The sequence below is a fragment of the Streptomyces changanensis genome (genome assembly GCF_024600715.1).
Lineage (GTDB): Bacteria > Actinomycetota > Actinomycetes > Streptomycetales > Streptomycetaceae > Streptomyces > Streptomyces changanensis.
The window spans coordinates 2898454-2918839 of record NZ_CP102332.1 but is presented as its reverse complement, the minus strand read 5'-3'; the positions used below and the strand labels follow the sequence as shown (position 1 = coordinate 2918839).

Annotated in this window: 18 protein-coding genes; 10 read left to right on the top strand and 8 right to left on the bottom strand. The window is 74.4% G+C overall.

Annotated features, from left to right (window positions below; genetic code table 11):
• Nucleotides 1-18: 18 nt before the first annotated feature.
• Nucleotides 19-240, bottom strand: coding sequence for a hypothetical protein (locus tag NRO40_RS12885; RefSeq protein ID WP_232791148.1), 222 nt, complete (start codon nt 238-240; stop codon nt 19-21).
• A 227-nt stretch (nt 241-467) separates the two neighbouring features.
• Entirely contained in the window at nt 468-3503 is a 3036-nt protein-coding gene (locus NRO40_RS12880; protein WP_058943361.1) for an AfsR/SARP family transcriptional regulator, read from the bottom strand.
• 239 nt (nt 3504-3742) lie between these two features.
• Here NRO40_RS12880 and NRO40_RS12875 point away from each other — a divergent pair, with 239 nt between their 5' ends.
• The gene (locus NRO40_RS12875; RefSeq protein WP_058943360.1) at nt 3743-4336 is read left to right on the top strand and encodes a pentapeptide repeat-containing protein; all 594 of its coding nucleotides are present in this window, start codon (nt 3743-3745) and stop codon (nt 4334-4336) included.
• A 166-nt stretch (nt 4337-4502) separates the two neighbouring features.
• Here the strand turns inward: NRO40_RS12875 and NRO40_RS12870 are convergent, their stop codons facing one another.
• A complete protein-coding gene (locus tag NRO40_RS12870; RefSeq protein ID WP_058943359.1) occupies nt 4503-5252 on the bottom strand; it encodes an SDR family NAD(P)-dependent oxidoreductase in 750 nt (249 codons plus the stop codon).
• Nucleotides 5253-5535: 283 nt separating this feature from the next.
• On the opposite strand from NRO40_RS12870, the gene NRO40_RS12865 reads away from it, so the two are divergent.
• The 5 genes from NRO40_RS12865 (at nt 5536) to NRO40_RS12845 (ending at nt 10379) form a co-directional block, all read left to right on the top strand.
• The gene (locus NRO40_RS12865) at nt 5536-6363 is read left to right on the top strand and encodes a phytanoyl-CoA dioxygenase family protein (protein WP_232791147.1); all 828 of its coding nucleotides are present in this window, start codon (nt 5536-5538) and stop codon (nt 6361-6363) included.
• 1 nt (nt 6364) lies between these two features.
• A complete protein-coding gene (locus NRO40_RS12860; protein ID WP_058943358.1) occupies nt 6365-7297 on the top strand; it encodes a serine/threonine dehydratase in 933 nt (310 codons plus the stop codon).
• Nucleotides 7298-7579: 282 nt separating this feature from the next.
• A complete protein-coding gene (locus NRO40_RS12855; protein WP_058943357.1) occupies nt 7580-9145 on the top strand; it encodes an APC family permease in 1566 nt (521 codons plus the stop codon).
• Between the two features lie 223 nt (nt 9146-9368).
• Nucleotides 9369-9692, top strand: coding sequence for a cupin domain-containing protein (locus tag NRO40_RS12850; RefSeq protein ID WP_058943356.1), 324 nt, complete (start codon nt 9369-9371; stop codon nt 9690-9692).
• Nucleotides 9693-9875: 183 nt separating this feature from the next.
• On the top strand, nt 9876-10379 hold the full coding sequence (locus tag NRO40_RS12845; protein ID WP_058943355.1) for a DinB family protein: 504 nt from the start codon (nt 9876-9878) through the stop codon (nt 10377-10379).
• Between the two features lie 468 nt (nt 10380-10847).
• On the opposite strand, the gene NRO40_RS12840 is transcribed toward NRO40_RS12845, so the two are convergent.
• Nucleotides 10848-12617 (bottom strand): NAD(P)/FAD-dependent oxidoreductase, encoded by a 1770-nt coding sequence (locus NRO40_RS12840; protein ID WP_198549392.1) that lies wholly within the window; start codon nt 12615-12617, stop codon nt 10848-10850.
• Between the two features lie 500 nt (nt 12618-13117).
• Here NRO40_RS12840 and NRO40_RS12835 point away from each other — a divergent pair, with 500 nt between their 5' ends.
• Together NRO40_RS12835 and NRO40_RS12830 are read left to right on the top strand one after the other, a co-directional pair.
• Nucleotides 13118-13948 (top strand): LLM class F420-dependent oxidoreductase, encoded by an 831-nt coding sequence (locus NRO40_RS12835; RefSeq protein ID WP_058943354.1) that lies wholly within the window; start codon nt 13118-13120, stop codon nt 13946-13948.
• A 21-nt stretch (nt 13949-13969) separates the two neighbouring features.
• Complete coding sequence (locus tag NRO40_RS12830) at nt 13970-16555, top strand: bifunctional FO biosynthesis protein CofGH (RefSeq protein ID WP_058943353.1); 2586 nt, start codon at nt 13970-13972, stop codon at nt 16553-16555.
• A 188-nt stretch (nt 16556-16743) separates the two neighbouring features.
• Here the strand turns inward: NRO40_RS12830 and NRO40_RS12825 are convergent, their stop codons facing one another.
• From NRO40_RS12825 to NRO40_RS12810, 4 genes are all read right to left on the bottom strand, one after another.
• On the bottom strand, nt 16744-17340 hold the full coding sequence (locus tag NRO40_RS12825; protein WP_058943352.1) for a sigma-70 family RNA polymerase sigma factor: 597 nt from the start codon (nt 17338-17340) through the stop codon (nt 16744-16746).
• 161 nt (nt 17341-17501) lie between these two features.
• Nucleotides 17502-18224 carry a hypothetical protein gene (locus NRO40_RS12820; protein WP_058943351.1) on the bottom strand — a complete coding sequence of 241 codons (723 nt, stop codon included), beginning with the start codon at nt 18222-18224 and terminating at the stop codon, nt 17502-17504.
• Nucleotides 18225-18427: 203 nt separating this feature from the next.
• Nucleotides 18428-19150 (bottom strand): permease prefix domain 1-containing protein, encoded by a 723-nt coding sequence (locus tag NRO40_RS12815; RefSeq protein WP_232791146.1) that lies wholly within the window; start codon nt 19148-19150, stop codon nt 18428-18430.
• On the bottom strand, nt 19147-19500 hold the full coding sequence (locus NRO40_RS12810) for a PadR family transcriptional regulator (RefSeq protein WP_058943350.1): 354 nt from the start codon (nt 19498-19500) through the stop codon (nt 19147-19149). Before NRO40_RS12810 ends, NRO40_RS12815 begins: the two co-directional genes overlap by 4 nt.
• A 93-nt stretch (nt 19501-19593) precedes the next feature.
• Between NRO40_RS12810 and NRO40_RS12805 the strand changes: the two genes are divergently transcribed.
• Together NRO40_RS12805 and NRO40_RS12800 are read left to right on the top strand one after the other, a co-directional pair.
• Nucleotides 19594-20079, top strand: coding sequence for a hypothetical protein (locus NRO40_RS12805; protein WP_058943349.1), 486 nt, complete (start codon nt 19594-19596; stop codon nt 20077-20079).
• Nucleotides 20080-20084: 5 nt separating this feature from the next.
• Nucleotides 20085-20381 (top strand): hypothetical protein, encoded by a 297-nt coding sequence (locus NRO40_RS12800; protein WP_228974070.1) that lies wholly within the window; start codon nt 20085-20087, stop codon nt 20379-20381.
• The last annotated feature ends 5 nt before the right edge of the window (nt 20382-20386 follow it).

Here is a 20386-nt window from a genome sequence, read left to right as displayed (position 1 = left end):
ACCCCCGTGTGTGTGGGCTTACTTGACCGGCGGCGCCGGCACGTGGTTGTCCATGGTCACGAAGGTGTCCCGCGGCGGGGCGGGGACGTGGTTGTCCATCGTGGTCAGGATCTCCTCGACGGCCACGCCGTCCCGCGGCGGGGCGGGCACGTGGTTGTCCATCGTGACCAGGCCCTCGCGGGGCGGGGCGGGGACGTGGTTGTCCATCGCCGCGATGATCTCTTCGTTCTTCTCGCTCATCGTTTCCCCCTTGGTGGTGCGGTGTGATCGGCCACACCCGTTCGGCGACTCCCCCGATGGCCGCCGAACGGGCGCTCAGGACCGCTCACCCTAGACGGTGAGCGCCGATCGGCCCGCCTGCCCCCCGACGCGACGGACCGTTCACCAGTAGAGTGCCGGTTCCGCATAAACGAATGCTGAACGCCCCGGTCCGGGGCCTCCGCCCGCTCGTGGGACCGCCCGGTCCGTCAGGCCGCCGAGGGGGTCAGCAGGGCCCGGACGCCGGCCGCCTCCTGCGCCCCCAGCTCCTCGTACAGGGAGAGCGCCTCCACCAGGCAGGCGCGGGAACGGTCGCTCTGCCCCAGCGCCCGCAGGGCCTTGCCGAGCAGGGTCAGGGTGTGGCCGCGCATCTGGTCGCCGCCGATGCAGCCGAGCGCCAGGGCCTGTTCGGCGTGCTGCGCGGCGTGCGCGGGCCGCCGCGACCGCAACTGCGCCTCGGCGATGCGGAAGTGGGTGGCGCCCTCCCACAGCCGCTGCCGGTTCTTCGCGAAGATCCGCAGCGCCTCGGCGAACTCCTCCAGCGCCTCCGCGTGCCGGTCCGCGTGGGTGAGGGCGACGCCGAGCGCGTACCGGCCGTTGGCCAGGCGCAGCGTCAGGCCCAGCCGGTCGTAGAGCTCGATGCCCTGCCGCGCCAGGTCGATGGCGCTGGTGGGGCGGCCGGTGAGGAGGTGCACCCGGGAGAGGTTGCACAGGGCGGTGGCGACGCTGGAGAGGTTGCCGACCTCCCGCGACCCCTCCGTCGCCCGGACCAGGTGCTCCTCGGCGTCCTGGTGGCGCCCCTGGACGATGGCGATGATCCCGCGGTCGTTGTCCGCCCAGTAGACCGGCGCGGCGTCGCCCGCGGCCACCGCGAGCTCGCGGGCGGCGCGTGCCTCCCGGTCCGCCTGGTCGTACCGGCCCGCCACCAGGTGGACGTTGCTCAGCGTCGTCCGCGCCCGCGCCTCCGTGCGGGCGTCGCCGGCGGCGTGCGCGGCCTCCCGCGCGGCGAGCGCCGCCGACTCGTACTGCTTGGAGTTCGCCCCGGACTCGGTGAGGTCCTTCGCCGCCCACAGCAGGTCCACCGCGCGCCGCAGGCGGCTGGCCGGCGCCCCGCCCGCGGTCGCCTGGCGGACGCAGGCGAGGACGCAGTTCGCCTCGCGGTACAGCCAGTCCTGCGCGGTGTGCCGGTCGGTGAAGGACAGGCCCTCGTACGTGGTGGGTTCGAGGTGGTCGACGAGCCGGTCGCCGGGCCGTTCGATGGCGTACACGCGGGCGGCGGTCGCCAGGTAGAAGTCGAGCAGCCGCGACATGGCCGCCTCGCGCTCCGCCGGGGGCTGCTCGTCGCGCTCGGCGCAGGCGCGGGCGTAGAGGCGGACGAGGTCGTGGTACCGGTAGCGGCCCGGGGCCGCCGACTCGACGAGCGAGGTGTCCACGAGCGTCTCGATGAGGTCCTCGGTCTCCTGCAGCGGCAGGTCGAGGGCGGCGGCGGCCGCGGCGAGCGAGATGTCCGGCCCGTCGGCGAGGCCGAGCAGCCGGAAGGCGCGGGCCTGCGCGGGCTCCAGGTGCGTGTAGCCCAGTTCGAAGGTGGCCTTCACGGCCAGGTCGCCCGCCTGGAGCTCGTCCAGCCGGCGCCGCTCGTCGGCGAGCTTCGCCGCCAGCACCGAGACCGTCCACGTGCGGCGGGCGGCCAGCCGGGACGCCGCGATGCGGATGGCCAGCGGCAGGAAGCCGCACGCCGCGACCACGTCCAGGGCGGCCTCCCGCTCCGCCCGCACCCGCTCGGCGCCCACGATCCGGGTGAACAGCTGCAGCGCCTCGTCCGGCGACATCACGTCCAGGTCGACCAGGTGCGCCCCCGCCAGGTCGACCATCCGGATCCGGCTGGTCACCAGCGCCGCGCACCCCTCGCTGCCGGGCAGCAGCGGCCGCACCTGGGCGGCGTCACGGGCGTTGTCGAGCAGGACCAGGACGCGCCGGCCCGCCAGCGTCGACCGGTAGAGCGCCGCCCGCTCCTGAAGCGTCTCGGGGACCTGCGCGTCCGGGGTGCCGAGCGCGCGCAGGAACGAGCCGAGCACCGTCTCCGGCTCCGCCGCGCGGGACCCGGCGCCCATCAGGTCGACGTACAGCTGCCCGTCCGGGAAGTGCGGCCGCGCCTGGTGCGCCACGTGGACGGCGAGGGTCGTCTTGCCGACGCCGCCGATCCCGGCGAGCGCCGACACGGCCATCACCGAGCCCTCGGAGGTGACCAGCAGGTCGCCCAGTTCCCGTACGAAGGGGACCCGGCCGGTGAAGTCGGGGACCGTCGCCGGGAGCTGCGCGGGACGGGCCACGGCCGCCGTGCCCGGCGCGGCCTCCTCGACCGGCCGGTCCAGCTCGCTGTCGGCCTGGAGGATCCGCTGCTGGAGACGGGACAGCTCCGGGCGGGGGTCGACGCCGAGCTCGTCGGCGAGGAGACGGCGGGTGTCCGCGTACACGGCGAGCGCCTCGGCCTGCCGGCCGCTGCGGTACAGGGCCAGCATGAGCAGCTCCCGCAGCCGCTCGCGCAGCGGGTGCGCGGCCGTCAGCGCGGTCAGCTCGGAGACGGCCTCGGCGTGGTGGCCGCACTCCAGGTCCAGGTCGAGGCGGGTCTCCACGAGCTGGAGCCGCCACTCCTCCAGCCGGGCGCGCTGCGTCTCCGCGTACGGGCCGGGCACGGACGCCAGGGGTTCGCCGTCCCACAGCCCGAGCGCCTTGTCGATCAGCGCGACGGCCTGGGCGCGGTCGCCGGCGACACGGGCCTTCTCCGCCTCCGCGGCCAGCTCCTGGGCCACGTTCAGGTCGAGCGCGTCGCCCGCGCCGCGGATCGCGTACCCGCCGGACTCGCTGACGAGGACGTCCGGGGGGAGGACCTTGCGCAGCCGGGAGGCGTAGGTGCGGACGGCGGCGAGCGCCTGTGAGGGCGGTTCGTCGCCCCAGATCGCGTCGATCAGCTCGGCGGCGGTCGCCGTCCGCCCGTCGCGCAGCAGCAGGGCCGCGAGCAGGGCGCGCTGCTGCGGCGAACCGGACGGCAGCGGCTCGCCTTCGCGCCAGGCGCGCACCGGTCCGAGCACCCCGAAGCGCAGGGCGGCGCGACCCGCCGGCCCGCCTCCCGGGACCGTTCCGTGGCCGCCGGGGGGTCGGTCGCCGACCGGTGCCCGACCGCCCGGTACCTGCGCCTGCCGTGGAACACGCTGCTCCGGCACTCGCGGCCCGTAGTCACGGTCCATAGCTCCCCCTGCCCGTACCGCTGGTATCGCCGCTGACAGTCTGCCTTGTTCATGGCGGATGCGTCAGCATCGGGTGACGCTGCGCACAAGGTCGTGACACGACCCGACGGGGCGCACACAAGTGACGCCACGTCAGATCCGTTGCAAGTGGCGGGAAGTGGTGCCCTACCGGGGGTGTGTCGCCGTGCGGGGGCGTGCCGGGTGGCGGGGGTGGCGGCGGGACGGGGTTGGATCGGGCCATGGCGATCACACGTGACCTCGTCGTGCGGGGCGAGGACTGGTACGGGCGGGAACTGGACACGGGCGACGCGTTCGAAGGGTGCACCTTCCTCGACGTCGACGGGACGGAAGGGGCGAGCGAGGGGGCCTCCTTCGACGGGTGCGTCTTCGCCGGGGTGCGGTTCAACGCCTCCCGCCACTCCGGGTCGGCGTTCACCAACTGCGCCTTCCGCCGGTGCGTGTTCCTCGACACGCGCTTCGAGCGGTGCAAGCTGGTGGGCAGCCGGTTCCCCGGGTCGACGTTCGCCCTCCTCACCGTCGACGGCGGCGACTGGTCGTTCGCGGAGCTGGCCGGTGCCGACCTGCGCAAGGCCGAACTGGACGGCGTGCGCCTGCGCGAGGCCGACCTCACGGACGTCCGCCTGGAGGAGGCCGTGGTCACCCGCTGCGACCTGTCCGGCGCCCGCTGGCGCGACGTCCGCCTCGACCGGGCCGACCTGCGCGGCAGTGACCTGTCGTCGCTCGACCCCAGGACGGCGCGGGCCGCGGGTGCCCGCGTCGACCTGGAGCAGGCCGCGGTGCTCGCCATGGCGCTCGGCTTCCGGGTGGGGTGAGCCGGGGGCCGGGGGCCGGGGGTCGGCGGCCGAGGGCGGGTCGGGGGCCGGGCCACGTGTCCGTGCCCCGCGTGTCGTGGCCCGTGCCCCGCGTGTCGCGCCCGCGTGCCGGCGCCCGGCACCCGTGGCGTCGGTCCGGGCCCCGCGGGGTGGCGGGCCCGTGGGGTCAGCCCAGGCCGCCCGTGGCCCGGATGTTCTGCCCCGTGACCCACCCCCCGTCCGGGCCCGCGAGGAAGGCGACCACCGCCGCGATGTCGGCCGGTTCGCCCAGGCGGCCCAGCGGGGTCAGGCCGACGGCCATGTCCAGCGCCTCCGGCGGGTTCGTGCCGCGCAGGAGGTCGGTGTCCGTGGCGCCCGGCGACACGGTGTTGACGGTGATCCCGCGTGGGCCCAGCTCCTGGGCGGCCGCCGCCGTGAGCTGCTCCAGCGCGCCCTTGCTCATCATGTACGGGGCGATGCCCCGTCCCGGGCGGCTGGTGTTGAGGGTGGAGACGTTGACGATCCGCCCGCCCTCCGGCATGTACCGCGCCGCGTACCGGACCGTCAGGAACGCCGCGCGGGCGTTCACCGCCAGCACCCGGTCGAACAGCTCGTCGCCGGTCTCGTCCAGCGGGGTCGGCGTGAAGTTCACCGCCGCGTTGTTCACGAGGATCCGCACCGGGCCGGCCGCCGACTCCTTTGACGCCGTCCGCATCAACTCCTCGGCCGCGCCCGCCTCCGCCAGGTCCAGCCGCACCGCCCGGGCGCTGCCGCCCGCCGCCCGCACGGTCCGCACCACGTCCTCGGCGGCCCGCGTGTCCCGCGCGTAGTTGAAGACCACCTCCGCGCCGTCGCGGGCGAGCCGCTCCACCACGCCCCGGCCGATCCCCCGCGAACCTCCGGTGACGACGGCGGTCCTGCCCTCCAACACGCCCATGCTGTCCTCCCGTGCCCCCGCCGACGTTCCGGCGGCGTCCTGTCGGTGTGCTCCGGAGGACCGAATGTAGGGGGCGGCTTCAGCCCGTACGGGTGATTTCGGCTACGGGCCGTCACCCGCCGCGACGCCCCGACATGCAGGTCGCGACGGTGCGTCGTACGGTCGGAGGGTGCCGCATGCCCTCAAGCGCATGCCCGAGCCGCATGCCCCGAGCCGCGTGCCGCAAGCCGCGTGCCGCAAGCCGCGTGCCCCGAGTCGTACCCCCTCCGGCCGAGGAGGCGAGATGGTCACCGCACCGACGGCGCCCACCGAGGCGCCCGCCCCGCCCGACCCGCTGTTCACCGTCGCGGAGGCCCCCGCGTTCACCGGCGGACACCTGGCCCGTCTCGCGGCGGGGACCCTCGCCGCCGTACGGGTCCCGGGGTTCCTCGACCCCGCCACCTGCCGGTCCGTGACCGCGGCCCTGGACCGGCTGCACACCACGCCCTACGACCCGGGCCGCGTACCGACGCCGGTGCTGCGCTTCGGACCCGCGCTCAACGACCACCGCCTGCCCGGCGGCACGCTCGACGCCGACCGCTACTGGGCGGAGGCCGACGCGGCGCGCGCCGAGTGGCACCGGGCCGGGATCCGCCCGGACCCCGTGGCGATCTCCCTCGCCCGCCTCGGCGCCGCCTGGGGCGCCGCCGTGGTGCCCGCGACCGTCGGCGGCCGGGCGACCTTCGGCGGGACCCTGCGGGAGATCAACGCCGGACTGCTGACGCACTACGACGACATCAACCGCGAGTTCCCCGGCGGGCTCTTCGACCAGCACGTCGTCGCGCAGCTCGCGTTCAACCTGTACGTGAGTGTCGCCGACGGCGGGGCCACCACCGTGTGGCGGCACCGCTGGGACCCGGACGACGAACGCCACCGTGACGCGTACGGCTACGGCCCGGGCGCCGTCGAGGGCCGCCAGCGCGTGGAACTGCCGCCGCACGTGGGTGACGGACTGCTGTTCCACCCCGGCCACTTCCACGCCGTGGCGCCCAACCGCGGGCCCGGGCGGCGCGTCGCCTTCGCCTTCTTCCTGGGCCTGACCACCAGCGGCCACCTCGTCGTATGGTCCTGACATGGAGCTCCTCAGCCACGCCGACGTGACCGCGGCGGCCGAGCGCGTCGCGGGACGGGTCCGTCCGCTGGCGGTCGCCCCCGGCGCGGACGACCGGAACTGGTACGCGCTGGAGTTCCTCCAGCACACCGGGACGTTCAAGGCGCGCGGCGCCGTCAACTTCATCCGCGCCCACCAGGAGGCCGGCACCCTGCCCGAGGCGGGCGTCACCATCGCCTCGGGCGGCAACGCCGGGCTGGCCTGCGCCTGGGCCGCCCGGCGGCAGGGCGTGCGGGCCACGGTCTTCCTGCCCGCCGGGGCCCCCGCCGTGAAGGTGGCCCGGCTGCGCGCGTACGACGCGGACGTGCGGCTCGTCGGCCGCGAGTACGCGGAGGCGCTGGAGGCGTGCCGGGAGCACGCCGCCGGCAGCGGGGCGCTCGCCTCGCACGCGTACGACCACCCGCTCATCGCCGCGGGCGCCGGCACGCTCATGGAGGAGCTGCACGGGCGGCTGCCCGACCTGGACACGGTGGTGGTCTCCGTCGGCGGCGGCGGCCTCTTCGCCGGCGTGGCCACCTCGGCGCAGCGGTACGGGGTGCGCGTGGTCGCCGTCGAGCCGGAGCGCTGCCGGGCCCTGAACGCCGCCCTCGCGGCGGGCGAGGTCGTCGACGTGCCCGTCGAGTCCGTCGCCGCCGACGCCCTCGGCGCCCGCCGCGTCACCCCGCTGGCCCTGCACGCGGCACAGCGGTACGACGTCTGCTCGGTGCTCGTCCCGGACACCGAGATCGTGCGCGCCCGCCGGGACCTGTGGGAGGAGCACCGTGTCGCGGTCGAGCACGCCGCCGCGACCGCCCTGGCGGGACTGCGCGCCTACGGGCCGGCGGAGGGCGAGCGGACGGCGGTCGTCCTGTGTGGCGCGAACACCGACCCCTCGGACCTGACCCGCCCCGCGTGACGGCGGTGGCGCGCGGGACCGGACGACCGGTGCTGCGCCGCGGTCCCCGGTCCCGGAGGTCTGGAAAAACCGGCACGGGAAATTTTTGAAAGGGGCAAAACGGACGCACCTACGGTTCCCGCATACCGAACACTTCGCATGGTGGCGGGATGATGCATGGTCTCAGGTGCAACAGGCCATGAATTCCCTGCCACGGGACCGTTTCGTCCCGTACAACCGAAGGGAAAGATCGCGGAGTTCGATCCTCCGGATGTGGAAACCGCACCCCCTACCGTCCTGCACATGACTCAGGTGGAAGCCCGGCCCCCGGCCGGAGACACGGTAAGGAACGTCGACGCGACGGGCGAGAACAGCGGTGTGCGCACCAAGGGGCTCGGCGGGAACTCCGTCGGGCTGACGGGCGGTGCCGTCATCGGCATCTCGACCGTCGCCCCCGTCTACTGCCTGACCTCGACCCTCGGCCCGACCGTCGGCGAAGTCGGCCTCCAGATGCCCGCGATCTTCCTCGCCGGCTTCCTCCCCATGCTGCTCGTGGCCTTCGCGTACCGGGAGCTCAACCGGGCCGTGCCCGACTGCGGCACCTCCTTCACCTGGTCGGTGAAGGCGTTCGGCCCGAAGGTCGGCTGGATGTGCGGCTGGGGCCTGCTCGTGGCCACCGTCGTCGTGCTGTCCAACCTGGCCGGCGTCGCCACGTCGTTCTTCTGGCTGACCGCCGGCGAGATCACCGGCAGCCCCTCGATCGCCGCCCTCGACGACAACAAGGCCGTCCACATCCTCACGACGCTCGCCTTCGTCGCCGCCGCGACCGTGGTCAGCTACCGGGGCATCACCGCCACCAAGTGGCTCCAGTACGCCCTGGTGGGCCTCCAGCTCGTCGTGATCGTCCTGTTCGCCGGGATGGCCGTGACCCAGGCCGGCGAGGTCGCGGGCTCCCTGTCCTTCTCCTGGTCCTGGATGGACCCCTTCGCGGTCGACTCCTTCGCGGCCTTCACCGCCGGCCTCTCCCTGTCGATCTTCATCTACTGGGGCTGGGACACCTGCCTGTCCGTGAACGAGGAGAGCGTCGGCAGCGCCCGCACGCCCGGCCGCGCCGCCCTCCTCGCGATCGTCGTGATCGTCTCCTCGTACCTGATGGTCGCCGTCGCGGTGCAGATGTACGCGGGCGTCGGCGCGGAGGGCCTCGGCCTCGGCAACCCCGAGACCTCCGACAACGTCTTCGCGGCGCTGGCCGCCCCGATCATGGGCTCCGGCCTCGGCATCCTGCTCTTCGTCGCGGTCCTGGCCTCCGCCGCGGCCAGCCTCCAGACCACCTTCATCCCGGTGGCCCGCACGGCACTGGCGATGTCCACCTACGAGGCGTTCCCGCCGGCCTTCTCGAAGGTGCACCCGGTCCACAAGACCCCCGGCCGCGCCACCGTCGTCGCCGGCGTCGCGACCGGCGTCTTCTACTCCGTGATGACCCTGGTCAGCGAGAACGTCCTGGTCGACACCATCTACGCGCTCGGCCTGATGATCTGCTTCTACTACTCGATCACGGCCTTCGCCTGCGTCTGGTTCTTCCGCCGCGACCTGACCCGCTCGGTCCGCCACCTCTTCGTCCGGGGGATCCTGCCGGGCCTGGGCGGCCTGATGCTCACGGCCGTCTTCGTCCAGACCCTCACCGACATGTGGGACCCCGCCTACGGCAGCGGCTCCTCCGTCCTCGGCGTCGGCTCCGTCTTCGTCATCGGCATCGGCCTGCTGCTGGCCGGTGTGGTGCTCATGGCCGTGATGCACCGCCGCAGCCCGGCGTTCTTCCGGGGCGAGGTCCTGACGAAGGAGACCCCCGCCCTGCTCGCCGAGGACTGAGCCCCGGCCCCCGCTCCCACCCGAGTCGCCGCGCGGCCGGACCCTCCCGGGTCCGGCCGCGCGGCGTTCCGCGCCGTGTCCGCGCGCCGTCTCGGCGCGCCGTGTCCGCCGCCCTCGCGAGACGCCCTCGCGAACCTTCTCCGCGCGCCGGGTGGCCGCCGGTCGTCACCGGCCCGCACGCGCCGGCAGTGCGGCGCGGGCCCGACGGGTGCAGGGTGGTCCCATGCCTCAGCACGACCTGAACGCCATCGCCGAGGAACACCTCGCCGCCGCCCACCGCTCCGAGCACGGCCGCAGCGCCAACCTGCTGCTGCGCGAGCGGCCCCTGCGGCAGACCGTCATCGCGCTCACGGCCGGCACCCGGCTCGACGAGCACAACGCCCCGCCCGCGGCCTCCCTCCAGGTCCTGCGCGGGGTCGTGACCGTGAACACCGCGACGCAGGAGACCGAACTCTCGACGGGCGCCCTCCATCTCGTCCCGCCCGAGCGGCACAGCATCACGGCGGTCACCGACGCGGCGTTCCTGCTCACCGCGGTCAACGACTGAGCGGCGGCCGTTCGCGCCCCGCCCGCGGCCGGGGTGGGTGGGGTGGGTCGGGCCGGGGTGGGCCGGCGGCGGTCGGGCCGGGCGCCGGGTGGGTTGGCGGCGGTCGGGGTGGCTGTCGGGTGGGTTGGCGGCGGTCGGGTATTCGTTCGACACGGGTGCGTACGGGGCGCGAGCATGCGACCCATGACACGCAGCGACACGCCCCCGTCCGAGGACGAGCGCGCCTACCTGACCACGTTCCTGGACTACTGCCGCGCCACCGCGGTCTCGAAGTGCGAGGGCCTCTCCGACGAGGGCGCGCGCACGGCCCCCCTGCCCGCGTCGCCGCTGATGACGGTCGCCGGGCTGATCAGTCATCTGCGCTGGGTCGAGCACTACTGGTTCGAGGCGATCTTCCTCGGCGAGGAGGACCGGGCGCCCTGGTCGCAGGAGGACCCCGACCGCGAGATGCGCGTCGCGCTCGACATGCCGCTGGAGGAGCTGCTGGCGGAGTACCGGGCGAACAGCGAGCGCTACGGCCGGCTGGTCACGGAGCACGACCTCGACGAGCGGGCGAAGCGGCCGGTCAGGGACGGCCGGCACGTCACGCTGCGCTGGATCCTCATGCACCTCGTCGAGGAGACCGCCCGGCACAACGGCCACCTCGACGCGATCCGCGAGATCGTCGACGGCACCACCGGCGTCTGACCCCCGCGCCCGCGTCCCGGGCCCGGGACGCGGGCGGCTCTCGGGTGGTTCCGTCTTCCGGGCTGCGTCCGGGGGAGGTGTGTGGGTTCCGCGGTCCGGCCTCGGGGGTCGGGGCCGCGGCGGGTCACCTCCTCGGGGTCGGCGGCCTCGGGTACCGCGACACGTCACCCCGCTGCCGCCGCCGACCCCTGCGGGGGCAACCCGCCACGGCCCCTCCCGACGTCGGGTGTCCCACGGCCCCGATCCCCGGCGAGCGGACGATCCGGGCCCCCCTTCGGCCCCTCCTTCCGGACATCCCCCGGCTTCCGGTGTCCGGCCCCCCTGTGGCCGGGGGTCCCCCCCGATTCCCGGGGTCCGGTGCCCCGCGTTCCCAAGGTCATCCCGGTGTCCCGAGGACACCGGTGATCCGGTGCCCCGGCCCGGGGCGGCTCCTCGGGGCCGGGGGCCGGGGGCGGCGCGGTGTGGGGGTCAGGACGCCGGCTGGACCGTGAGGAAGCCGCTCACGCACATCCGCTTCACCAGCCGCGTCTGCGGCGGCGTCAGGCGCGGGGCGAGCTCGCCGAACTTCACGGGGCCCTCGCCCAGGAGCTTCCACAGCTCGTCCACCCCGTCCCGCTGCGGGTCGGCGTCGATGGTCGGGCCGTGCGGGTCCTCCGTGGAGAAGATCCGCCGGCACGGGATGGTGTCCCGCAGCGGCGACGGCGACGCGCCCGCGTTGGTGATCGGGTTGCGCCAGTACTCCGTCATCCCGTCGATGATCGCCGGCGGCAGCTGGACGTTGGCCGGCGGGTTGGTCGCCTTGAAGCCCGGCACCACGAACGTGACGCTGTCGCGGATCCCCGCCGTCGGCGCGAGCGACACCAGCGCGTCGTCCGTCAGCTCCGCCGGCTCCGCGAGCGCCGTCGCGGTGAGGTACGGGCCCGCCGCGTCCAGGTCCTCGACCTTGCGGCTGCCGTGCGTCATGACCTCCAGCAGCGCCGGCTGGAACGCCGTGTTGAGCAGGGCGTCGAAGGTCTGCTCGCGGATGCCGAGGTCGGCGCCCGTGCCGCGGGTGTTCCAGTACACGCTGCCCGGGTTGTTCTTCGCGATGGCGTGGTACCACTGGTCGATCATCAGCGCGAACGTCTCGGCCGTGCCGTGCCACTTGGCGTTGTAGTCCTGCCACAGGTGGCGCTGGTCGGTCTCGTCGAGGCTGCCGTCCACCGTCTTGCGGATCAGCAGCGCCGCGGCCGCCGCCTGCGTCAGCGCCACCGCGACGCCCGACGAGAACAGCGGGTCGACGAAGAACGCCGCGTCGCCCACGAGCAGGTGCCGCTCGTCGTAGTCGGCGAACTCGTCGCTGACGCGGGAGTAGTTCGTCGCGGTCAGCATCGTGTCGGCGACCGGCACGGCCTCCTGGATCAGGTCCTTCAGGTACGGCACCTGCCGCACCGCCTCCAGGAAGGTCTTCTGGTCGGTGTAGTCGCGGCCCGGCTCCTTCAGCACCGCCGGGTTGGTGACGATGCCGACCGAGTGCGTCAGCACCCGCCTGCCGTCGATGACCTTCGGCACCGGGATGTACCAGCACCAGCCGTCGCGGAAGGCGAAGCAGCCGATCGGCGACAGGTTGTCCTCGGTGAAGATGTTCCAGTCCTCGGCGAGGTTCTGGGTCTGGCCGCCCTTGGTGAAGTGCTGCCAGATCGCGATGTTCTTGAAGTTCGACAGCCAGCCGCGCTTGTTGCGGGCCGCCGAGACGCTGCTCTGGCGCCCCGACGCGTCGACGAAGTAGCCGGCGCGGACCGCGCCGCCGTCGCCCAGCCGTACCAGTCCGCCGTTGCGGTCCGGCTCGTACGCCGTGACCGCCACGCCCTGGAAGACCTCCACGCCCACGTCGGCGGCGTGGTCCAGCAGGATGTGGTCGAACTCGGCGCGGTCGACGTGCATCGTCCACCGCCGCACGCCGTCCTTCTCGAACGGCGCCTGGTCGAAGAGGGCGACGGCCGGCTTGCCCGGGTCCCAGGCGTACACGCCGCCGAACTTCTTCACCCAGCACGGGCTGGCGAGGACCTTGGCCAGTGCCCCGCTCTCCTGGAGCGCGGGGACGACCGGGTGGGCGAAGGACTCGCCGATGTGCTCCCGCGGGAAGACCTCCTTGTCGAAGATGGCTATCCGCAGGTCGGTGCGCTGGGCCAGCAGGGCGCCGAGGGTGGACCCGGCCGGGCCACCACCCATGATCACGACGTCGTAGTACTCCCGCACGTGTCAGACCTTTCGTTCGCTGGTACACGGATGCGCCGCGCGTCGCGGCTGCCGGAAGGCGAAGGGGTCGGGGATGCCGCCCGGCCTGGGCCGGGCGCGGAAGGGCAGGGGTGAGCGGCAGCCGGACGGCTGCGGGCACCGGTGTGGTCGGCCCAATTCCGGAAGTCGGGTCCTGACGAGCCGTCAGGTGCCGACAGCCCCTATCGGGTCGGCCGGACGCGGACGCCCGACGCGTCCCGTGCGGCCCGGCTCCCCGCGGAAGCGGCCGGATCCGTCCCCCGACGTGTATCCCGATGCGGATGCTGATGCGCCATCATGCGAAACCCCCGTCCCGCACCCCCTCCCGGGGGGCGACGTGACGACCGTACGTGGCGTGAACCGCGCCGTCTACGCGCCGTCGCCAACCTGAACGGGAACACCGGACGGCGCCCCGGGGTTACCCGCGGACACCCGCGTACGATCCCCGCGGACGCCCTCCGCCGCACCGGAAGGACCGGCCCATGCGCCTCGCGACCACCATCTTCCTCACCGACGAGACCATCACCCCCGTCCGCCTCGCGCGCGAGCTGGAACAGCGGGGCTACGCCGGCCTGTACCTGCCGGAGCACACGCACATCCCGGTGGCGCGGACCAGCCCCTACCCGGCCGGCGGCGACCTGCCCCGCGAGTACGGCCGCACGCTCGACCCGTTCGTCGCCCTCGCGCAGGCCGCCGCCGTCACCGAGCGGCTCGCGCTCGGCACCGGCATCACGCTCGTCGCCCAGCACGACCCGATCGTGCTGGCCAAGCAGGTCGCCACCCTCGACCACCTCTCGGGCGGCCGCCTCACCCTCGGCGTCGGCTTCGGCTGGAACCGCGAGGAGGCCGCCGACCACGGCGTCGAGTGGCCGAACCGGCGCGCCCGCGTCCGCGACCACATGGCCGTCATGCGGGCGCTGTGGGCGGGGGAGCCGACCGCGTACGAGGGCCGCTTCGCCTCGGTCGCGGCGTCGTTCGCCCACCCCAAGCCCGTGCGGGGCGGCGCGCCGCGGATCCTCCTCGGCGGGGCGGCGGGACCGGTCCTCTTCTCCGACGTCGCCGGGTACGCCGACGGCTGGATGCCCGTCGGCGGCGGCGGCCTCACCCGTAGCCTCCCCGCCCTGCGCGAGGCGTGGGAGCGGGCGGGGCGCGACCCGGGCGCCCTCCAGGTCGTCCCGTACGCGGTGCGGCCCGACCCGGGGAAGCTGGCCCACTACGCGGACCTCGGCGTCGAGGAGGTCGTCCTGCAACTCCCCGCGGCGGGCGAGGCGGAGGTGCTGCGGGTTCTGGACGACGGTGCGCGGTACCTCTGACTCCGCTCGTATCCTCGGGGGATGACCTCCACGGGAACCGGAAGCCGACCGACCGACAACGCGATGCGCCGCGCCCTGAAACGGGCCGGTGACGGGGTCGCGCTCGACGTCGCCGAGGCCGCCGTCCTGCTCCAGGCGCGCGGCGCCGACCTCGAACGGCTCGCCGCCTCGGCCGCCCGGGTGCGTGACGCCGGCCTGGAGGCGGCCGGGCGGCCCGGGGTCATCACGTACTCCAAGAGCGTCTTCGTCCCGCTGACCCGGCTGTGCCGCGACACGTGCCACTACTGCACGTTCGTCACCGTGCCCGGCAAGCTGCGCCGCGCCGGTCACGGGATGTTCATGTCACCCGACGAGGTCCTCGACACCGCCCGCAAGGGCGCCGCCCTCGGCTGCAAGGAAGCCCTCATCACCCTCGGCGACAAGCCGGAGGAGCGCTGGCCCGAGGCGCGCGAGTGGCTCGACGCGCACGGCTACGACGACACCCTCGCCTACGTGCGGGCGATCTCGATCCGCATCCTGGAGGAGACGGGCCTGCTCCCGCACCTCAATCCGGGCGTGCTGTCCTGGACGGACTTCCAGCGGCTCAAGCCCGTCGCCCCGTCGATGGGCATGATGCTGGAGACGACCGCGACCCGCCTGTGGTCGGAACCGGGCGGCCCCCACCACGGCTCCCCGGACAAGGAGCCCGCCGTCCGGCTGCGGGTCCTGGAGGACGCGGGCCGCTCCTCCGTCCCCTTCACCTCGGGCCTCCTCATCGGCATCGGCGAGACGTACGAGGAGCGCGCCGAGTCCCTCTTCGCCCTGCGCCGGGTCGCCCGCGCCTACCACGGGATCCAGGAGGTGATCGTCCAGAACTTCCGCGCCAAGCCGGACACCGCGATGCGCGCCATGCCCGACGCGGAACTGGACGACCTGGTCGCCGCGGTGGCCGTCGCCCGGCACGTCCTCGGCCCGTCCGCCTGCCTCCAGGCCCCGCCCAACCTCGTGGACGCGGAGTACGAGCGGCTCATCGGCGCCGGCATCGACGACTGGGGCGGCGTCTCCCCGCTCACCATCGACCACGTCAACCCCGAGCGGCCCTGGCCGCGGATCGAGGAGCTCGCCGCCCGGTCCCGCGCCGCCGGCTTCGAGCTGCGGGAACGGCTCTGCGTGTACCCGGAGTTCGTCCGGCGCGGCGAGCCCTGGCTCGACCCGCGCCTGCGCCCGCACGTGGCCGCGCTCGCCGACCCGGTGACCGGCCTGGCCCGCGAGGACGCCGTGGTGGAGGGCCGCCCGTGGCAGGAGCCCGACGAGGCGTTCACCGCCTCCGGCCGCACTGACCTGCACCGCGCCATCGACACCGACGGCCGCACCGGCGACCGCCGCGAGGACTTCGACGCGGTGTACGGCGACTGGGACGCCCTGCGCGAGGCCGCCGCCCCCGGCATGGTGCCCGAACGCATCGACACCGACGTGCGCCACGCGCTGGCGACGGCCGCCGACGATCCGACGCGGCTGACGGACGGCGAGGCGCTCGCCCTGCTCCACGCGGACGGCCCCGCCCTGGACGCGCTGTGCCGGATCGCCGACGACGTACGGCGCGCGGCCGTCGGGGACGACGTGACGTACATCGTCACCCGCAACATCAACTTCACCAACGTCTGCTACACCGGCTGCCGCTTCTGCGCCTTCGCGCAGCGCCGCACGGACGCCGACGCCTACACCCTCTCCCTCGACCAGGTCGCCGACCGCGCCCAGCAGGCTTGGGACGTGGGCGCGGTGGAGGTGTGCATGCAGGGCGGCATCCACCCGGACCTGCCCGGCACGGCGTACTTCGACATCGCGCGGGCCGTGAAGGAGCGGGTCCCCGGGATGCACGTCCACGCCTTCTCGCCGATGGAGGTCGTCAACGGCGCGTCACGCACCGGGATGTCGATCCGCGAGTGGCTGGCGGCGGCGCGCGAGGCCGGCCTCGACTCCGTCCCGGGCACGGCGGCGGAGATCCTCGACGACGAGGTCCGCTGGGTCCTGACCAAGGGCAAGCTGCCCGCGGCCACCTGGATCGAGGTGATCAGGACCGCCCACGAGCTGGGCATCCGCTCCTCGTCGACGATGATGTACGGACACGTGGACCAGCCCCGGCACTGGCTCGGCCACCTGCGGACCCTGGCCCGCCTCCAGCAGGAGACCGGGGGGTTCACCGAGTTCGTGACGCTGCCGTTCGTCCACACCAACGCGCCCGTCTACCTCGCCGGCGTCGCCCGGCCGGGGCCGACCGTCCGTGACAACCGGGCGGTCACCGCGATGGCCCGGCTCCTGCTCCACCCGCACATCCGCAACATCCAGACCAGCTGGGTGAAGCTCGGGGCGGAGGGTGCCGCGCAGATGCTGCGGTCCGGGGCGAACGACCTGGGCGGCACCCTCATGGAGGAGACGATTTCCCGGATGGCCGGGTCGGGTTACGGCTCGTACCGGTCGGTGCGCGACCTCGTCGCCATCGCGGAGGCGGCGGGCCGCCCGGCGCGGCCCCGGACCACCCTGTACGGCGAGGTCTCCGAGGAGCGGCGGGCGGCGGCCGCGGCGTCCGACGGGCACCTGCCGGAGCTGCTGCCGGTGCTGACGGACTGACGGACCGGGGCCGGTTGATGGCGGCCTGGCGTCCGGTGGGCTGACCGGCTGACGGCCGCGCCGCGTGCGGTGGGCGGGCGCCTGGCGGCCGGTCGGGGTGTCGCGGGGCGGCGGGCCGGCCGGCGGGGCCGCCGGACGCGCCGCGGGGAGGGGGCGGCCGGGATGTCAGGTGCCCGACCGCCCCCGGCTCAGGCGGCGTCCTCCTCGGCCGACTTCAGCAGGTGCGTGAGGTTCTGCCGCGCCCGGTTGACGCGGGAGCGGACCGTGCCGATCGGGCAGCCCGCGATGGAGGCGGCCTCCTCGTAGGAGAGCCCCTTGACCTGCGTGAGGATGAAGGACTCCCGGCGCGGCCGGTCGAGCGACTCCAGCAGGTCGAGCAGGGCCACGCCCTCGTCGAAACCGGGCAGCCCGGTCTGCTGGGCGCGCTCGGCGGCCGCCTGCCAGTCGGCGGTGTCGGCCAGGCGGGGGCGCGCGGCGTTCGACCGGTAGCGGTCGACGACCACCCGGCGGGCGATCGACAGCAGCCAGGTGCGGGCGTGGCAGCGGGCCGCGAACCGCGGGAGGCTGCGCAGCGCGCGCAGGTAGGTCTCCTGGGTGAGGTCGTCCGCGCTGTGCGCGTCACCGCACGCCCGGGTGATGAACCGCCAGACGTGCAGGTGCGTGGCCGCGATGAAGTCCTCCGTCGCGGTGGCGTCGCCCCGCGCGGCGGCCAGGGCCAGGTCGGTGATCCGGTCGTCGTCGGGGGCGGCGGCACGGTTGCGTACGGCACTGATGGGGGTGGGCATGGAAACGTCCTTCGTTGCTGCGCGCCGCGGCCGGGACGCGTCGGTCCGGCCACGCGTGGCGGCCGCGCGGCGGGGAGCCGGGCGCGGCGGCGCACGTGCGAGGGGTGAGGGGTGGGAGGTGGTACGCACCGGTCCCTCGCCGTCCCGCCGTCGCGACGGGGTCAGCAGGGGACCGGGCACCCCCGCGGTGGGCCCCGTCGGGACACGGCGTGCCGCAGCAGCGCGTCGAGGAGCCGGCGCGGCCGGACGAAGGCCGCCGCGGCGCGCGGCAGGCGGACCGGCATGGCCGGGGTGAACCCCGCCAGGGCCAGCCGCAGCGGGACGAACAGGGCGCAGTGTACGGACCGGGCGATGGCGGAGAAGCCGGCCTCGCCGCGCCACATCCACAGGCCGCACAGGAGGGCGGCCAGGACGTGCGCGAAGAACATCAGCCACGAGCCGTGGGTGAGCAGCCGCACCGCGTACTCCACGGGCGACTCGGGCCCGGGGGCCGCCACGGGCGCGGCGGTGTGGGCCTGCCACACGGCCTGGGCGACCGGGTCGGTGGCGCCGCCCATGCACACGCTCGGCGGCAGGGCGACGCCGGTGGTCTGCTGGTGGTGTCCGCCCCCGTGGGACGAGGGCGCGAAAGAGAAGGCGGTGTGCAGGGCCAGTTGGGCGCCGACGGTCGTCCCGGTGATCCGCAGGGCGCCGCGGCGCTCGGCGCCGGCCGGCCACCAGGCCAGCGCGGTGGTGACGGCCATCGCCCCGGCGAGGACGTCCAGGGGTAACGGCTCACCGGCGGCGAGTGAGTGCCCCAGCGCGGCGGTCACCACGCACACGGCGGCGAAGACGGTGGCGCGCGCCAGCCGCAGGGCGGGCCCCGGGCCCGCGAGTCTCACCACCGCACGTCACCCCGCCTCGGAGTACTGGGGTCCGGTCATCCGCGTCGCTCCGAGAGTAGGGGGCGAGACCGCGCACTGTCCCCGGTTGTCGGCCATTGGGCGGTGATCCGTCCGGTCGGCCGCGCGGACGCGGACGGCGGCCCGGGCGCGGCCGCGCCGCTTCCCCCGGGCCGGACGTGGTCCCGTGTGCTCGTCCCGCACGCCTAGGTGACCGGCAGGCGGGCGCACTGCCGGCAGGTACGGGCCGACGAGGCCACCACGGCGTGCGACGCCGCGGCGAAGGCCCCGGCGGCCACGGCGAGCGGCCAGTTGGTGACGACGACGGAGAGCGTGACGAGGACCAGCGCGGCGATGGCCATGGCGATGCTGGCGGCCGTACCCGTCCAGGCCACGGCGAGGGGGAGCCGGTGCGGCGTGGGCAGCCAGCGGGCGAGGCGGCCGGTCGCGGTCAGGGTGGCCGCGGCCAGGACCGAGGCGATGGCGGCGACGCCCACCAGGTGGACCGTCAGCAGCGAGGTGGTGCGGGGCAGTTGCCAGGCGCTGTCGTGGCTCGCCGTCCACACCAGCAGCCAGCAGACCACGGCGAAGGGCACGGTGAGGGCGGCGGCGCGGGCCGTGTGGCGCGCCTGCGCGATCGTCAGCTCGTGCTGGAACGTGGGCGCGAGGTGGTCGGGCGAGCCGAAGTCCCGTACGGCCAGCTCGGCGGCCCGCTCGTAGGGGAGGCCGGCGCGGATGTGCGCGGCGACCGTGTCGTCGAGCCCGTCGCGTATCTCGGCGACCAGCCGGGCCTTGGCGCGGGTGGGGCCGCGCAGCACGTCGGAGAGGGCGGCGACGTACGCGTCGAGGGGGTCGGAAGGGGTGGCAGGGCGCTTCTGGCCGCCCGCCGCGGCGCCGATGCTCGTCTCCATGCCCGCCCCGGTGCTCATGTGGCCAGTCCCGTCGAGGGTGTCGAGGATGTCGAGGGGTAGAGAACCGAACCGATCGCCGTCGTGAACTCCTGCCAGGCGTTCCGCTCATGGGCCAGACTACGACGACCGGCCTCGGTCAGTTCGTAGCAGCGGCGCCGGCGCTCGCCGACCGAGTCCCAGCTGCTCTTGAGCAGTCCGAGCCGCTCCAGCCGCTGGAGCGCCGGATAGATGGTGCCCGTGCGCAGTTCGAGCGCGCCCCCGCTGCGCTGCTGGACGGCCGCGATGATCGCGTAGCCGTGCAGGGGGCCCGGTTCGAGCACGGCCAGGAGGAGTCCGTCCAAGTGGCCGCGCACCGCGTCTGTCCTCATGACCAGCGATTCTACCCAATCCTGTTGTAGGCGTGCTATCTATTGGTAGCCAATCTATCGAGGGTCTGCTCCGTCCCGCTTGGAGGCACTACCGTGACCAAGCTCCTGCTGTCCGTGCACGTCCTCGCCGCCATCCTGGCGGTCGGGTCGATCGCCGTGGCGGCCTCGCTCTTCCCGCGCTACGCGAAGCAGGCGGTGTCCGAAGGGGGGGAGGGTGAGGAGAAGGGCCGCTCGGCCGCCATCGCGGCGTTCCTGCACCGGGTCTGCCGGATCTACGCCGTCGCCGGGCTCGTCGTCCCGGTGTTCGGCCTCGCCACGGGCGCGCAGCTGGGCGTCCTCGGTGACGCCTGGCTGATCACCTCGATGATCCTCACCGCCATCGCGGCCTTCATGCTCGCCATGGCGATCCTGCCCAACCAGGAGCGCATGCTCGCGATGGCCCAGGGCGGCGGTACGGCCGCCGAGGGTCTGAACGCCGCCGCCGCCCGGCTGGGCATGCTCACCGGCATCTTCAACCTGCTGTGGTCGGTGGTCGTGGTCCTCATGATCGTCCGCCCCGGCTCCACCACGGGGGTCTGACCACCATGAACATCAAGGTGCTGCGGATCGCGGCGGCGGTCGAGGCCGCGTCGATCGTGATCCTCTTCGTCAATCTGTTCACCATCCACGCCAAGCCGATCACCTCCCTCGGCGGGCCGACGCATGGCACGGCGTACCTGCTGACCATCGTGGCGACGTTCTCGCTCACGGTCGCCGGCGCGTCCGCGGGCGCCCGTCTCCTGTCGTTCGTCCCCGGCATCGGCGGGATGCTCGTCCTGCAGCGGCTCAAGCGTCACCCCGAGGCGCTGAAGGCGCCCGCCGGGGACGCGGTGCGGGGGTGATCCGG

Coding starts and splice junctions, on each gene's coding strand:
- NRO40_RS12885 (WP_232791148.1), bottom strand. CDS start 240: ATGAGCGAGAAGAACGAAGAGATCATCGCGGCGATGGACAACCACGTC.
- NRO40_RS12880 (WP_058943361.1), bottom strand. CDS start 3,503: ATGGACCGTGACTACGGGCCGCGAGTGCCGGAGCAGCGTGTTCCACGG.
- NRO40_RS12875 (WP_058943360.1), top strand. CDS start 3,743: ATGGCGATCACACGTGACCTCGTCGTGCGGGGCGAGGACTGGTACGGG.
- NRO40_RS12870 (WP_058943359.1), bottom strand. CDS start 5,252: ATGGGCGTGTTGGAGGGCAGGACCGCCGTCGTCACCGGAGGTTCGCGG.
- NRO40_RS12865 (WP_232791147.1), top strand. CDS start 5,536: ATGGTCACCGCACCGACGGCGCCCACCGAGGCGCCCGCCCCGCCCGAC.
- NRO40_RS12860 (WP_058943358.1), top strand. CDS start 6,365: ATGGAGCTCCTCAGCCACGCCGACGTGACCGCGGCGGCCGAGCGCGTC.
- NRO40_RS12855 (WP_058943357.1), top strand. CDS start 7,580: ATGACTCAGGTGGAAGCCCGGCCCCCGGCCGGAGACACGGTAAGGAAC.
- NRO40_RS12850 (WP_058943356.1), top strand. CDS start 9,369: ATGCCTCAGCACGACCTGAACGCCATCGCCGAGGAACACCTCGCCGCC.
- NRO40_RS12845 (WP_058943355.1), top strand. CDS start 9,876: ATGACACGCAGCGACACGCCCCCGTCCGAGGACGAGCGCGCCTACCTG.
- NRO40_RS12835 (WP_058943354.1), top strand. CDS start 13,118: ATGCGCCTCGCGACCACCATCTTCCTCACCGACGAGACCATCACCCCC.
- NRO40_RS12830 (WP_058943353.1), top strand. CDS start 13,970: ATGACCTCCACGGGAACCGGAAGCCGACCGACCGACAACGCGATGCGC.
- NRO40_RS12825 (WP_058943352.1), bottom strand. CDS start 17,340: ATGCCCACCCCCATCAGTGCCGTACGCAACCGTGCCGCCGCCCCCGAC.
- NRO40_RS12815 (WP_232791146.1), bottom strand. CDS start 19,150: ATGAGCACCGGGGCGGGCATGGAGACGAGCATCGGCGCCGCGGCGGGC.
- NRO40_RS12810 (WP_058943350.1), bottom strand. CDS start 19,500: ATGAGGACAGACGCGGTGCGCGGCCACTTGGACGGACTCCTCCTGGCC.
- NRO40_RS12800 (WP_228974070.1), top strand. CDS start 20,085: ATGAACATCAAGGTGCTGCGGATCGCGGCGGCGGTCGAGGCCGCGTCG.